Raw genomic sequence first — 16,189 nt, 5'->3', positions numbered from 1 at the left:
TAATAGGAGTTCAAATATGGAAAATAAAAATATAAAAGTTGTTGTATCAGGAGACATATGTGTAAATTTGTTGCAAAGGATAACATGTCCTCAGAATAATACTGGTTTGAATTGGCAAACTAATTTAAATATGCATAGTACTTTAAAACCAGGGCAAGCTTTGCTTCTATCAAAACTTGTATCTTTGGCAACAGGAGCATCTGTGCTTTCACCACAGATGCATAATATAGAATTAATTCTACCAGGAGAGGTTCTTAGTTCTAGTGCAGAATTAGAGCTTTTTCCGAAATTTGATGATAAAAACAATAATGAAAAAGTTTATAGAATAAGGCGTTTTATGGGTTTTACAGGGCCGGTTTCTGGTGTGCCGAGGTTACTTCCTATTATTAACGACGACGCTAATGCAGAGATAATTATATTAGATGACGAAAATAATGGATTTAACTCTAATAAAGAATTTTGGCCTTTAGCTTTAAAGTCATCCGAAACATCACCAATAATCTTATATAAAATGGTTAATCCTATTGATTCTAGTGCACTTTGGAAATGCCTACAAAAATTTCATAAAGAAAAGACAATAGTAATTATAAATGGTGATGATTTGCGTTCGAAGGGAGTTAATATAAGTAAAAGTCTTTCTTGGGAAAGGACAGCGCAAGATTTTGTTTGGCAAATTAATAATAATCCAAATCTTGCTTTTCTAGCAAGTTGCCGCCATCTTATAGTACCTTTTGGTCTTGAAGGTGCCATCTATTATAAAAATGAAGGTGTGCCTGAAATTAAATTGTATTTCCTACCATATGAATTTGAAGGGGGCTTTATTAAAGACTCCCAAGGTAAAATGTACGGACTTACCTCCAGTTTTGTTGCAGGACTTGCAAGCACTATTGTTTCAGGAAGTCAAGATAATGAAGAATTATCTGAATTGATAAGCATAGGAATACGCAAAGGGACTGTTTCTGCTCAAAAATATTTTATTGAGGGATTTGGTAAAAATATTGAAAAATCTCAATTTTTAAGTCCAGATATATTTGTTGAAAGGGAAGATGATTTTGTACATACGGAGCATGTACAGGATGTATTAGTACCTACTTCAACTAATCCTAATTGCCGTGCTTGTTGGTATATTTTAAAAGACAAAAGCGCTACTAACTTAGCAGAGATAGCTTATGACATTGTTAAAAATGGAGTGAAAAATGCACTTGAATTTATACCAATAGCCCGATTTGGAAAGCTAACAACAGTTGATAAGGCAGAAATAGAAAGTTATAGGAGCATTAAAAATCTTATGCTTGAGTATATCTCAACTAAAAACACAGTTCGGCCTCTTTCAATTGCAGTATTTGGAACGCCTGGATCTGGAAAATCTTTTGGTATACTGGAAGTAGCTAATAGCATTGCGTCAAATTTAATTAAAAAATTAGATTTTAATTTATCTCAATTCCGTACACCATTAGATTTAGCAATTGCTTTTCGTAAAGTAAGTGATATTGCATTGGAAGGAAAAATTCCATTAGTGTTTTTTGATGAATTTGATTCTGTTATCGAAGGAAAACTTGGATGGTTAAAATATTTCTTAGCACCTATGCAAGATGGTGTATTTAGAGAAGGAGATTCTATTCATCCTATTGGAAAAGCTATTTTTGTATTTGCTGGAGGAACAAGCAGTACTCTCAAAGGATTTTGTGGAGAAGACCTTGAAAATGAAAAAGAACAAAAACAGTTTTTACTTGAATTTAAAAATGCGAAGGGTCCTGACTTTTTAAGTCGTTTGAGGGGTTACGTAAATATCCTTGGGCCAAATCAAACCGATAATAAGTTGGATTCTTTATTTATAATTCGAAGGGCAATGTTATTACGTTCACTTTTGGAGCGTAAGGTACCTCATCTTATAAATAACAAAAAAGAGGCTCAAATTGATAATGGGGTATTACGGGCGCTTCTTAAAATTCCAAGGTATAAGCATGAATCAAGGTCTATGGAAGCAATACTCGAGATGAGCATGCTAACTAATGCGAAAAAATGGGAACAATCTCATCTACCTTCTAAAGAACAGCTACAACTACATGTAGATGAAGAACAATTTTTACGCCATTTAATGCATGATGCATTCTATAGTGAAAAAATTGAAAGTCTTGCAACTGCTATTTATGAAAATAACAGAAATATGAATGGGGATTTTATAATGCCATGGCAGGATCTTCGTGAAGAGCTTAAAAATTTCAACCGTGATCAAGCAAAAAATATTCCTAATGCCTTACTTAAAATTAATTATGATGTTGTTTCTGTTAAAGAAAAACCAGCATTTATAGAATTTACAATTAAAGAATTAAATGCCTTAGCTAAGAAGGAGCATATGCGTTGGTATTATCATAGAAAAAAGGTTGGCTTTAAATATGGTGAAGTTGAAGATAATAAGAAAAAAACTAATCCTGCACTTGTACCTTGGGGCAAGCTGACAGAAGAGAAGAAAAATAAGGTATGCCAAATGATTAAGATTTGGCCAGAAATATTGGCCAAATCAAATTTTAAGATAGAACCACTAAAGAGTCTATGTCATTGTGAGACTATACTTTAACGACATTTCAGAAGGTGCAGCTCCGCAGGAGATGATTTAACTAGAAAATAACTTTAAATGAAAAAGGGAATAATAAAAAATAAATATTAGAATAAGATGGGTGATATAAATGGCTAAAAGAATCGTAATCGTAGGGACTGGTATTGCATCAGTAACAGCAATCAAGGCAATTAGAGAAATAGATTTAGGTTCAGAGATATGTTTGATCGGACAAGAAAATTTTTATCCATATAACCGAATAAGGCTGTCGAAGGGTATATTTGATGACCTGGAGGAAAATAACATACTTCTTCAAAAAAAAGAGTGGTATGAGCAAAATAAAGTAAAAATAATTATTAATACAAAGGTATTGAATATAAATACAGATAGCCTTGAATTAATATTATGCGATGGACGTAAAATAAAGTATGATAAATTGCTAATAGCAACTGGATCCAGCAATAATATACCACCAATTGATGGTATAGGTAAAGAAGGTGTCTACACATTAAGAGGCCTTAATGATGCTTTAAATATTAAAGATAGCCTCAATGCAAGTGCACAAGTGATAGTTATTGGAGGTGGAATACAAGGAATTGAAATGGCTTGGATATTACATCAGCATGGCAAAAAGGTTACGATTGTTGAATTGCAATCAAGGCTTATGCCTCTCCAATTAGACAATAAAGCATCAGAAATATTAAAGGATATAATGCATGGTTATGGGATAGAAATACTAACAAATACTGGTGTAGTTAAAATAACAGGAGATGCTAAAGTAGCAGGCATTCTTATAGACAAAGAAGTGGAATTAAAATGTAATATGATTGTGTATTCCACAGGAATTAAACCTAATAAAGAACTAATCGCGTATACTAAAGTTAAAGCAGTAAGAGGAATATTAGTAAACAATAAAATGGAAACCAACATAGAAAATATTTATGCAGCAGGAGATATTGCTGAATATGATAATGAAGTTAATGGACTATGGAATATTGCTATAGCACAAGGAAAAGTTGCAGGTTACAACATTGCTGGGAAGGAAACTGTTTATGAAAAAATAATCCCAGTTACAACATTAAATGCTTTTGGCATTTTGTTATTTTCTATGGGGTGCATTGATGAATTAGAGTCTACAAAGGTACTAATAGATGAAGATACTAATCTTAAAATTTATAAAAAAATATTTATAAGAAATAATAAGGTAATCGGTGCGATTGTTATAGGTGATATGAAAAGATCGCCACTTCTTAAATCAGCTATAGAAAAGGGAATAACGGTAGGTGATGTTGATCTATCTGTTGATGAGTTGTTGGATAAGTTGAAGAACAATAAATAATGGTAAGAGTATAGTGAAAATTATAGGGGAGACTATAATATTAAGTAAATTTAAAGGGGATGTTTTTATGGATAAATACGTTTGTTTGGTGTGTGGATACATTTATGATCCAGAAGAAGGAGATTCAGATGGTGGAATAAAACAAGGTACTAAATTTGAGGATATACCAGAAGATTGGGTTTGTCCATTATGTGGAGTTCCAAAATCAGACTTTGAAAAAGTTGAATAAAGTTTCGTCTACTTTTAAAGTTACGGATTAAATCTTTTCTAATAACTATATTGAAGGGGTGATATTAATGAAGGCTCACGTTGATAAAGATATATGCATTGGATGTGGATTATGCCCAGGGGTATGTCCAGAAATCTTTCAAATGGAAGATGACGGAAAAGCTGTGGCATCGCCAGATGAAGTGGCAGAAAATCTCGTAAGTAGTGCAAAAAAAGCAGAAGAACAATGCCCTGTTGATGCAATTTCTGTAGAATAGTAATATCATAATAAAAAATATAATAAACTGAAAACTTGTGTTGTCAACAAGAAAATCATATTGAAAGCCAAGGAGATTTAATCACAAAGTGATTAAATCTCCTTGGCTTTAGTGCATTTAAAATATAATAAAACTGAAGAAGAGCCCTAAGGCTCTAGTTATATGCATATCCAAAAGATTTATGGAAGGGTTAGGGAGTAGAAAACCTTTGCAAAAGAAAGACATTCAATATAGAATATTAATAACAGCATATAACAAATTAACATACTTATATGTTAAACAACCAATTTGAAAATGTGGTTAAAATAATTTAAATGGAGTGGTGTTATAATGAACAACATTTTAGAAATTATTAAAAACGGAACCTTAACCTACGAGCAAAAGGTATTAACCCTCGCTAGAGCAGCGGAAGACAGTATAGACGTTCTAAATATTAGAAGGGATACTCAGATGCTTCGCGATGAGGGAATAATATGTGATCTTTTTGAAGGCCATGCACCGTATAGACCTAGGTATATAGTACCTAACTATCAGAAATTCATGAAAAATGGAAGTGAATTTTTAGGACTCACGCCACCAAAGGATATTTGGGAGGCTACAAATAGTTTATTAATATTATACAAACATGTGCCATCAATTTCTTCATTCCCAGTATATATAGGGAATATTGATTATCTCTTGGAACCGTTTGTCTTAGATGAAGAAGAAGCTTTTCATGCTATAAAATTATTTTTAACACATATAGACAGAACCATAACAGATTCTTTTTGTCATGCAAATATAGGGCCAGAAGATACTAAGGCAGGAAGATTAATATTAAGAGCGGAAAGAGAACTGCAAAATGCAATTCCTAACTTAACTTTAAAATATAGTACAAGTACTCCAGATGATTTTGCTATTGATGCAATTAACACTGCCTTAATAACTGCAAAACCAAGTTTTGCTAATCATGAAATGTTCTCAAATGAGTTTGCTGGGAATTACGGTATAGTTAGTTGCTATAATGGATTAACTATAGGTGGGGGAAGTTACACTTTATCTAGATTAAATTTAGCGAGGCTTGCTAAAAAAGCAAAAAACCAAGATGAATTTATAAATGTTATATTGCCGGATGCAGTAGAGAAAATGGCTGGGTATATGCGTGAAAGAATTAGATTTTTAGTGGAGGAAAGTGGTTTCTTTGAGACCAATTTCTTAGTAAGGGAAGGATTAATAAGTAAAGATAACTTCACAGGCATGTTTGGGATGTTTGGACTTGCTGAATGTGTAAATTGTTTTATTGATTCTTCTAAATTAGAAAATAGGTTTGGCCATAGTGAAATAGCTAATACTTTAGGATATAGAATTATTGAAAAGGTAGAATCTGAGGTTAATAAATATAATGATCCTCACTGCAATATATCGAAAGGTAGATATCTGTTACATGCTCAAGTGGGTATTGATTCTGATATGGGAATAAGTCCAGGATGCAGGATTCCAATTGGAGATGAACCTGAACTTCCACAGCATATAGTGGAGTCTGCTAAATTTCATAAGTTCTTTCCCTCAGGAATAGGCGATATATTTAATTTTGATAGCACGGTTAAAAGTAATCCGGAGTATGTGCTTGATATTATCAAGGGTGCTTTTAAAAAACAAATGAGATATTTTTCAGCATATTCTACTGATTGTGATGTAATAAGAATTACTGGATATCTTGTTAAAAGATCAGAAATGAAAAAATTGCAAGAGGGGCATCAGGTGTTACAGGATACAGTAGCATTAGGACTTGGGGCAGTTCTGAATCAAAAGGTACTGGAAAGAAAGGTAAGAAAAAATGATTAAGGGATTAGTTAACCGAATTATTCCCTTTAGCTCGGTGGATGGACCGGGAAATAGGACTGCCATATTCTTGCAAGGGTGTAATTTTAACTGTTCTTATTGTCACAACCCGGAGACTATAAATATTTGTAATAGTTGTGGGGAATGCATAGATGCTTGCCATTATAATGCATTACAATTTAAGTCCTCTAATGTAGTATGGGATAAAAGAGCCTGTAGTAAATGTGATGAATGTATAAGATTTTGCAAAAGGAATAGCTCCCCTAGAGCACAAAGCATGACTGTAGAAGAAGTCGTACGCGAGATAGAGAAGAATAAAGTTTTTATCTCTGGGATTACAGTCTCAGGTGGTGAGTGCACCCTTCAAAGTGAGTTTTTAATACATTTATTTAGAGAAGTTAAAAAAATGAATTTAACATGTTTTGTGGATACCAATGGTTCGGTACCTTTATGGGAACATGAAGAGCTAGTGGATGTAATGGATATGGCAATGGTAGATATAAAATCCTATAATAACGAGGAACATAAGAGACTTACGGGTATGGAAAATACTATTGTTATAGAAAATGTAAAATATTTAGCTAAGTTAAATAAAATTTATGAGATTAGAACGGTTGTTGTACCAGAAGTTTTAGAGAATCACAATAATGTAGATAAAATCAGCAAGTTTATTGCGCTATTAAATCCAGATATAAGATATAAACTTATAAAATATAGGCAAATGGGCGTACGATCTGAAATCATAAACAGTTACACTCCTAAGGAGGAATTCATGGAGGAATTAGGAGAGATAGCGACGTATAATGGTTGCAGAAGTGTAGTTATAGTATAGTAATTATTAGAAACCTCACAAAATGTGAGGTTTTTAGTTTACCTACCGTTGTTGGATACTGAGAAATTGGTATCTTTTTTAGATTCTGGAATAGCTTAATAGTAGGAGATATAATGTAGGTACCTTTATATTTCTAACGATATAAGATATTACCTTCTTTAATAGAAGGTAATATCTTATAGGGGCGGTGAATAAGATGAATTGGAAAGAAGAATTAGTTTTACAATTAAGAAATTTGACTATTGATAAAAGCATTATTGGCAGAGCAATGCAAAACTTTGTTGAGGTATTTAATAGTAATCTAGACAAATACAATATAAAGAATATTCGAGCAACAACAGATTCAAATGAATATATAGATATAAAGTATTATAAAAAAATCAAAATAGAATGTTCTGATAAAAATGTTACTTTTATTTTATTTAACAAAGATAGGATTCAGCAAAACATATCTATTAAATTAAGTATTGCTGAAAAAGTAGGAGGTTATTTTATTCAGTATATTAATACGGAAGAGCGTAACCCAAAATTGAGAGCATTTATTGATGAAAATACTATTGATGGAATTTTTGAAGATTTATTTGAATTGAATGAAGAAATAATAACTATGAATGAAGAAACAATCAATTAAATAATAAAGAGCATCCGCTTGGATGCTCTTTATTATTCAGGTTGTTTACAAACCCAGTATAATTTTTTTATTATACTGGGCCTTTTACATGCAATTATGCGATAGCATTTTGAGTTATGGATAAATTTAAAATAACAACTATCTTCTTAGTTAGAAAATCAAAAAACAGTAAAGATAGCAGGCTAGCTATCTTTTTCATATTCTGCACTGCTGCTGTAAGCAGACACTGCTCTTGCACATTTTCTAATCCACGCATATGGCAATAGCGAAGCCCATGCAGTTGTTTTGAATCTGCGAAGCTTCGCTCTATAGTTTCTTTTCTTCTTCTATATATATTTCTGCCTTTATCTGTTCTGGTGAACTTTACAACATCTTCTTTATACGTTTCCCAAACATGTCTTCTAATAGTTTTAAACTTGCTTTTTGCAGAAAAGCATTGAGCTCTATTTGGACATATCTCGCAATATTTTGCATTACCAACATATTCTTTATATCCTTCTCTTGTTGTCGTTTTATAATGTAAAGCCCTTAAGTCAGGGCATACGTAAATGTCCTGCTCTTTAACATATTGGAATTTATTTTTTGTGTACATTCCTTTTGTATGTGGAGACCTACGGTATCCCATTACAGATTTTAATTCCCTCTCATATAGTTCTTTACATATAAGATTTGTAGCATAACCAGCATCTGCACCAACATATTTTGTATTAAAATTAAACTTTTTTATTTGCACATCTAATCTATCGATATAAGGATCAACATCATTTATGTTTCCAGGAGTAACATACACATCAGTAATTATATTATGTCTGCTATCGACAGTTCTGTGATCTAAATATGAGAAGCCTTCCGGCTTGCCATCTCTCATCATATATCCACTGTCGGGGTCGGTTGTGCTAACTTTAGTTTCTTTTATTTTGGTAACAGGTTCTTTTTCCTTTAAAGGTTTTTTACCATGGTTTATTCTATCTTCTTCCACTGCTTTATTAAGTTCAGCTACATATTCTTTCGGCGTTTTTTCAACTTCAATTTTCACAAGCTTTCGCTTATTAGCATTTGCTTTTAGGTGTGTAGAGTCTGTGTAAAGTATTTTACCGGTTACCATCTTAAGATTTATAGCCTTAAATACTACTTCGTCAAATATTTTTTGAAACACATCTGTACCTTTAAACCGTCTACGTCTATTTTGGCTAATTGTTGAATGATCTGGAATAGGATCAGTAAGACTTAGTCCTAGAAACCATCTATAAGCCACATTTACTTCAATGTCCTTTACAAGTTGTCGTTCAGATTTTATTCCAAATAAGTACCCAATAAACAGCATTTTAAAAAGTATAATAGGATCTACGCCAGGTCTTCCATTATCTAAGCAGTAATATTTTTTAGTCAGTTCTCTTATAAAAGAGAAATCCATGTATTTATCTATATTTCTCAGAATATGGTCTTTAGGAACTAAATCTTCTAAATACACCATTTCTAGTTTTTGTTGTGTGAAGTTCTTTTCATTAATCATAATAATGCCCTCCGAATTATAAAGTTTGTATACTATATATATTCGACATTGATGTCCTAAAATCCTTTTTGAATATGAAAAAAAACACTCCAATTTTAAATTAGAGTGTTTTACATTTTATGTTTGTCAACGGTCTGAATAATAAAGAGCATCCGCTTGGATGCTCTTTATTATTCAAAACATCTTATTTCCCACGTGCTAGGCCTCTATCCATTTTCATTTTTTCTCTTAATTATAGCACTGATAATAACATTTCTATTCTGGTTTATTGTAAAATAATCATATTAATTACATCATCTGGTGCTAATTTAATTAGTTAAAAGTATTTTAATTAATTAATTGGTTAAAAATGGTGGTAATTTATTTAATTTACGATATAATATAAGTACTAGTGGTCTAAATTTATTGTATAATTGTGTCAATAATTGACAGAGAGCTTCCAGTATTTCATACAAGGGATGATATTCTTGGAAGACTTACGATAACTGTAAATAATACATAGGTAAATAACTCAGAAGTAAGAGATTATTCAGTTGATACTAATAAATTTAAAGAAACTCTACATTTTAATATGTTTAGAGAAAGCAGCAAAGAAAGAAGGTAATAAAAGCAAGTAATTGATAGGAGGACTAACATATGAAAAAGAAATTCAAGATGCCAACGGCTTATACTATTTTAGCTATTATAATTGTAATGGTAGCGATTCTTACATGGATAGTGCCAGCAGGACAATATAACTTTCTAGATCCAAACGCTGATAAACTACAGCTTATCCCAGGAACATATCACGCAGTTCCTTCAAACCCACAGGGTTTTAAAGATATTGTTTTAGCTCCTATAATTGGATTCTATGACGCAGTAGATGTTATATTATTCGTTATTGTAATAGGTGGATTCTTAGGAACAGTTATGAAGACTGGGGCAATAGATGCAGGTATAGGTAGACTTGTTAAAAAGCTAGCTGGAAAAGAACGATGGCTTATACCATTGATAATGCTATTCTTCACAATAGGGGGAACAACTTTCGGTATGGATGAAGAAACACTAGCATTCTTCCCAATATTAATACCAGTGTTTCTTGCAGCTGGGTATGACACGCTTACAGCAGTTGCCGTTATAAAGCTAGGGTCAGGAATGGCAGCTATGGCATCTTTAACTAGCCCATTTGCTATTAGTATAGCATGTAAATTTGCCGGCATTTCCATTGGTGAAGGAATTGGGATAAGAATGGTACTTCTTGTTACTTTTGTAGCTTTAGGTATATTCTGGACTATGAAATATGGTGAAATGGTTAAGGCAGATCCTACTAAATCATTGATTTATGATTTGCACCATGGACATAAGAAGCATTTTCTTGGAAATAGAAATGAAAACGATATCCCTGAATTAACAGGTAGAAGAAAACTTATACTTACTGTTTTTGGGTTAACTTTCGTAGTAATGGTAATGGGAATTATTCCGTTTAGTGATTTAGGTATTAAATTCATTCCAACACTAGGCTGGTGGTTTGGTGAACTCGCAGGAGTATTCCTTGTATCTAGTATAATTATAGCTATAATAGCAGGGTATAAAGAGGAAAAATTCCTTCCTATTTTTATAGACGGTGCACGTGATTTGTTAGGGGTTGCGATAATAATAGGTTTGGCAAGGGGTATTACTGTTGTAATGGATGCAGGACATATTTCTGACACAGTTTTACATTTGGGCGAAATTTGTCTTAAAGGAAAAGGATCAATAGGGTTCACTGTATTTACTTATTTATTCTATTTACCTATGTCATTCTTAATACCTTCAACATCAGGGCTTGCAACTGTTACGATGCCAATTCTGGCACCTTTAGCCGACTTTTCTGCTGTGCCAAGACATATAGTAATAACTGCTTATCAAGCTGCAAATGGATTGTTAAGCTTATTTTCACCAACATGTCCGGTTATTATGGCTGGATTAGTTATGGGTAAAGTACCATATGAGAGATGGTTTAAATTCATATGGAAGTTGATAGTAATAACATTTGTTGTTACACTTGTACTTTTAGTATTATCTATGTTTGTATATAGATAAATAATATATTTTAATAGTATGATGTATTTATATGAAAATGATGAAGACCACTAGGCAACAGTATAATGTACCTTATAGAGTAGACAGCTAAAAAAGCCTACCCTATAGGGTACTTTTATATATAATTAAACATTATTGTCATGAATTTTCTTAGGATATGGAAATTTTAAAAACTATTCACCTTCTAAAAAATTATGGATTTAAGGTTTGCGGTTGACTCTCATGACTTGTGATTTCGAATATAAGATGTACTAGGACCACCTCACAAAATGTGAGGTTTTTAGTTTATAGAGTTAAGTTACAAATATAAAAGTAGTATCTATTTATAATTCGTCTAAAAGCTCATTTTCATAGTGGACTACGACCAGCATTCAACATTGACCTAGTCATAGTAGCATGGTAATATATTCTTATTAGGCGATTATATGGATAAAGATTATTTAGTAACTGAATCAAATTATTTTATTATGTAAAGTACTATATAATACTTTACATATTAAAGATTTTAAATATAGAGCAAAAAAGGAGGGATCATTTTGACAAAAAAACTTACAGAAATGACAAGATCCTCTGGTTGAGCAGCTAAAATAGGGCCGGAGGCTCTTTCTAAAATTTTAAGCCAATTACCTAAAATGGTGGATGAAAATTTGATTGTCGGAATTGAAACTTCCGATGATGCAGCTGTTTATAAGATAAATGATGAAATGGCAATGATACAAACTTTGGATTTTTTCACTCCTGTAGTGGATGATCCATATACTTTTGGACAAATCGCAGCGGCGAATTCTTTAAGCGACATATATGCAATGGGAGGAAAACCAGCGCTTGCACTTAATATAGTTTGTTTTCCGACCTGCATTTCTATGGATATACTTGGAGAAATACTTAGAGGTGGAGCAGATAAAGTAATTGAAGCAGGAGCAATTGTCATAGGAGGACATTCAGTTGATGATAATGAGCCCAAATATGGCTTATCAGTCACTGGTTTTGTGCATCCGGATAAAATTCTGAAAAATTATGGATGTGAGGTTTGCGATGTACTGATACTTACAAAACCTTTAGGTACGGGTATAGTGAACACTGCAATAAAAGGAGGCGTCGCGTCTGTTAATGCATATAATCAAGCAGTAAAGGTTATGACTACTTTGAATAAATATGCTGGAGAAATAATAGCATCACATGAAATAAACGCCTGTACTGATATAACTGGATTTGGAATTATGGGGCACTGCTTTGAAATGGCTAAGGCTTCAAAAGTTACACTAAAGCTTTGGAAGAATAAAATACCATATATCAAAGAGGCAAAAGAGTACGCTGAAATGGGTTTAGTCCCGGCAGGTTCTTATAAAAATAGGGATTATATAAAAGAGGAATACGAGCTTAGAAATATTGAACCTTGGCTGGAGGATATTATATTTGATCCTCAGACATCTGGAGGGCTACTGGTTTCATGTACTAAAAGAGAAGCTGAAAAACTAATTGAAGAACTTTCAGAACTTGAATTGAAATCTGAAATTATTGGTGAAGTTCTTGAATATGGAGATAAATATATTATTGTAGAGTAAAAACAGAATGGAGAATAAAAATGGAAAAAAAATTACTGCTACGAAAATTACCAAAAATTGATGGTCTTTTAAATGAAGCTTTTGTAATTGATGTTTTGTTAAACACATCGAGAGTCAAGGTTGTTGATGCACTTAGGGAAACAATTGATCTATTTAGAAAAAACATTTTATCTGGAGATTTAGAAAACTTTGAAACAAAAGATATCCTTGAGCAATTTAAAAGAAATATAGAGGAAAAAAAATCTGTAAGTTTAAAAAAGATAATCAATTGCACTGGAGTAATTATTCATACAAATTTGGGAAGGTCGAGGCTTTCGAAAAATGCAGTAGAAGGTGTATTAAATATAGCTAACAATTATAGCAATCTTGAATATAACTTAGCTGATGGGAAAAGGGGATCTAGATACAGTCATGTTGAGGATATCCTTACGAAAATTACGGGGGCCGAAGCTGCATTGGTTGTTAATAATAATGCCGCAGCAGTACTTTTGGCTTTAAATACACTGTGCAGCGGGAAGGAAGCAATTGTATCAAGAGGACAGCTTGTAGAAATTGGTGGATCTTTTAGAATACCAGATGTAATGAGATTTAGCGGCGCAAAGCTAATGGAGGTTGGAACAACTAACAGAACCCACCCTCATGATTATGAGAGTAACATAAATGAAAATACGGGGGCATTATTAAAAGTACATACTTCAAACTTTAAAATTCTTGGGTATACACTTGAGGTTCCTAATGAGGAATTAGTTGAAATAGGACTTAAGAATGACATTCCAGTAATTGAAGATATTGGTAGTGGAACTCTCGTTGATTTTTCAAAGTACGGTTTTACTCATGAACCAACAGTTCAAGAAAGTGTAAAAAAAGGGGTAGATGTTATTACATTTAGCGGAGATAAGATGCTCGGAGGACCTCAAGCAGGGATTATAGTAGGTAAAAAGAAATACATAGATATGATGAAAAAAAACCAACTTACTAGAGCACTTAGGATTGATAAAATGACTCTTGCGGCGCTTGAAGGCACACTTAAATATTACTTTGATGAAAGTGAAGCTGTGGAAAACATTCCTACACTTTATATGATATTAAGCTCTAAGGAGCTTAATAAAAAAAGAGCATTGAGGCTTAAAAGAAAACTGAATTCAAATTCAGAAAATTTTACATTTAAAGTTTGCGAAGATTTTTCTATGGTAGGTGGGGGTTCAATGCCCGAGGCGCGGATAGCAACCTTTGTAATTAAAGTAAAAGGTAGTAATTTACCCTCAGAGGAAATTGAAAAGAGGCTTAGGCTAAATAAAGTTCCGATTATAGTGCGCGTAAGTAATGATGAGGTCATACTCGATTTAAGGACCATTGCTGATAATGATTTTGAAGTAATATCAGAAGCTTTTAAAAAAATGGATCTAAATTGAAATTTTATTTGGGGTGGTGATAACTATGAAACATATTATAATTGGTACAGCGGGGCATATAGATCATGGTAAAACATCACTCGTAAAAGCACTTACAGGTAGAGAAACTGATACCTTAAAGGAAGAAAAAGACAGAGGAATATCGATAAATTTAGGGTTTGCCTGTTTTGATCTCCCATCTGGAAGAAGAGCAGGAATAATAGATGTTCCTGGTCATGAGAAATTTATTAAAAATATGCTGGCGGGTGTAAGTTCTATTGATATAGTTTTAATGGTAATTGCTGCTGATGAGGGTATTATGCCTCAGACAAAAGAGCATTTTGAAATACTTCAACTACTTGATGTAAAAAAAGGAATTATTGTGCTTACTAAAATTGACATGGTGGAAGAAGAATGGCTTTCAATGGTAAAAGATGACGTTAAGGAGCAATTTAAAGACAGTTTCCTAGAGAATGCACAAGTCCATTGCGTATCATCTAAAACTAGGCAAGGAATATCGGAACTTGCATGTGAGATAGATACGATGACGCAGGAGGTACGTTCAAAGGATATAACAGGGCATTTTAGGCTTCCTGTTGATAGGGTATTTTCGGTAAGTGGTTTTGGAACTGTTGTAACTGGTACTGTTATTAGCGGTAAAATTGAAGAAGGGCAAACAGTTATGATGTACCCCTCAAAATTAATGTCCAAAATAAGAGGAATTCAAGTGCATGATAATCCAGTTAAAATTGCAGAGGCAGGTCAAAGGTGTGCAATAAATCTTGCAAATGTTAAAACAAAAGATATCGAAAGAGGAGATGTTATTTCAATAGAAAGCGTAATGGAGCCATCTCTTATGGTAGATTGTAAGATTTACTATTTATTGAGCAATTCAAAACCTCTTGTAAATAGACAAAGGGTAAGATTGTACCATGGAACAAGTGAAATTATTTGCAGAGTAGTAATACTTGACCTTGAGGAAATAAATCCTGGAGAGGAAGCGTATGTACAGCTTAGGCTTGAAAAGCCTCTTACAGCTCAAAGAAATGATAGATTTGTAATTAGAAATTATTCACCAATGTATACGATTGGTGGAGGCTCGATAATAGAGCCCTCAGCGCCAAAGGCTAAGAGGTTTCATGATGACTACATAGAAGAGCTTAAAATAAAAGAAAGTGGGCACTCTGAGAGTATTATTGAAAAAACTGTAGAAAAATTAAGCTCAGAATTTCCAAGGATTTCTGGTATATTGAAATCATTAGGTAAGAATGAAGGGGATGTTCAGGAAAAACTTGACATTTTAGTTTTAAATCAAAAGCTAATAAAGCTTAAAGGTGGAGATTCTCCAGTTTATATTCATATAAACTATTTAAATAAAAAGGTAAATACTCTTTTAAAGCTTGCTTCGGATTATCATAAAAGTAACCCGCTCAAGATTGGAATCTCAAAGGAAGAAATTAAAACAAAGGTATTTGGAAAAAATATAAAACAGAAGACCTATGATGATTTGCTATTTAAGCTTGAGCAACAAAAAATAATTAATCTTAAAAGCAAGTTTATAGGTGAATATGGCTATGAAATAGTACTTACCAAAGAGCAACAATCAGAAAGAAACACAATAATAAAAGTCTTTGAAGATGCACGTTATATCCCACCCAAATATGAGGAGTTGCTCGAGGGTTCAAAGGATAAAAAGATTTTTACTATGGTATTTGAGCTACTGCTTGATGAAGAAATACTCTTTAAAATAAACACAGAATGCTACTTATTAAATGACTATTATAAAGAAGTAAAGGATAAGGTTAAAAAATATATTGATGAAAATGAAAGTATTACTATTGCACAGTTTAAAGACATGATGAATACTAATAGAAAATATGGACTTATTTTACTAGAACATTTAGATGGAATAAAATTCACTAAACGTGTGGGAGATAGTAGGGTACTTTTATAGCAGGTGAATAAAATTTAATTTTACAAAAGATATCATAGTG

The 16,189-nt window shown here is 32.6% G+C and carries 12 protein-coding genes; 11 read left to right on the top strand and 1 reads right to left on the bottom strand.

Features of this window, described 5'->3' with window-relative positions; genetic code table 11:
• The first annotated feature begins 16 nt into the window (after positions 1–16).
• The 7 genes from ACWJKE_RS07225 to ACWJKE_RS07195 all read left to right on the top strand — a co-directional run bounded on the left by ACWJKE_RS07225 (position 17) and on the right by ACWJKE_RS07195 (position 7,665).
• Entirely contained in the window at positions 17–2,578 is a 2,562-nt protein-coding gene (locus ACWJKE_RS07225) for a RyR domain-containing protein (RefSeq protein ID WP_216303515.1), read from the top strand.
• Positions 2,579–2,687: 109 nt separating this feature from the next.
• Entirely contained in the window at positions 2,688–3,896 is a 1,209-nt protein-coding gene (locus ACWJKE_RS07220; protein WP_216303514.1) for an NAD(P)/FAD-dependent oxidoreductase, read from the top strand.
• A gap of 67 nt (positions 3,897–3,963) precedes the next feature.
• Positions 3,964–4,125 (top strand): rubredoxin, encoded by a 162-nt coding sequence (gene rd, locus ACWJKE_RS07215; RefSeq protein ID WP_165414173.1) that lies wholly within the window; start codon positions 3,964–3,966, stop codon positions 4,123–4,125.
• 67 nt (positions 4,126–4,192) lie between these two features.
• Positions 4,193–4,381 (top strand): ferredoxin, encoded by a 189-nt coding sequence (locus ACWJKE_RS07210; RefSeq protein WP_216303513.1) that lies wholly within the window; start codon positions 4,193–4,195, stop codon positions 4,379–4,381.
• A 330-nt stretch (positions 4,382–4,711) separates the two neighbouring features.
• Positions 4,712–6,205 (top strand): YjjI family glycine radical enzyme, encoded by a 1,494-nt coding sequence (locus ACWJKE_RS07205; RefSeq protein WP_462959299.1) that lies wholly within the window; start codon positions 4,712–4,714, stop codon positions 6,203–6,205.
• Positions 6,198–7,034: a YjjW family glycine radical enzyme activase gene (locus tag ACWJKE_RS07200; RefSeq protein ID WP_216303511.1), complete on the top strand. Its 837-nt coding sequence runs from the start codon at positions 6,198–6,200 to the stop codon at positions 7,032–7,034. Before ACWJKE_RS07205 ends, ACWJKE_RS07200 begins: the two co-directional genes overlap by 8 nt.
• A 196-nt stretch (positions 7,035–7,230) precedes the next feature.
• Positions 7,231–7,665 (top strand): hypothetical protein, encoded by a 435-nt coding sequence (locus tag ACWJKE_RS07195; protein WP_216303510.1) that lies wholly within the window; start codon positions 7,231–7,233, stop codon positions 7,663–7,665.
• A 94-nt stretch (positions 7,666–7,759) separates the two neighbouring features.
• Here ACWJKE_RS07195 and ACWJKE_RS07190 read toward each other — a convergent pair whose 3' ends face one another.
• Complete coding sequence (locus ACWJKE_RS07190) at positions 7,760–9,178, bottom strand: IS1182 family transposase (RefSeq protein WP_268064117.1); 1,419 nt, start codon at positions 9,176–9,178, stop codon at positions 7,760–7,762.
• 636 nt (positions 9,179–9,814) lie between these two features.
• On the opposite strand from ACWJKE_RS07190, the gene ACWJKE_RS07185 reads away from it, so the two are divergent.
• The 4 genes from ACWJKE_RS07185 to selB all read left to right on the top strand — a co-directional run bounded on the left by ACWJKE_RS07185 (position 9,815) and on the right by selB (position 16,149).
• Positions 9,815–11,239 (top strand): YfcC family protein, encoded by a 1,425-nt coding sequence (locus tag ACWJKE_RS07185; protein ID WP_216303509.1) that lies wholly within the window; start codon positions 9,815–9,817, stop codon positions 11,237–11,239.
• A 557-nt stretch (positions 11,240–11,796) separates the two neighbouring features.
• Entirely contained in the window at positions 11,797–12,804 is a 1,008-nt protein-coding gene (selD, locus tag ACWJKE_RS07180) for a selenide, water dikinase SelD (RefSeq protein ID WP_253198215.1), read from the top strand.
• A 20-nt stretch (positions 12,805–12,824) separates the two neighbouring features.
• Positions 12,825–14,216, top strand: coding sequence for an L-seryl-tRNA(Sec) selenium transferase (gene selA, locus ACWJKE_RS07175; protein WP_216303508.1), 1,392 nt, complete (start codon positions 12,825–12,827; stop codon positions 14,214–14,216).
• 25 nt (positions 14,217–14,241) lie between these two features.
• Entirely contained in the window at positions 14,242–16,149 is a 1,908-nt protein-coding gene (gene selB, locus ACWJKE_RS07170; protein ID WP_216303507.1) for a selenocysteine-specific translation elongation factor, read from the top strand.
• The last annotated feature ends 40 nt before the right edge of the window (positions 16,150–16,189 follow it).

The organism is Clostridium sp. CM036 (assembly GCF_055081135.1).
The sequence above is the reverse complement of the archived record's forward strand: the minus strand, read 5'-3'. Positions and strand labels throughout refer to the sequence as shown.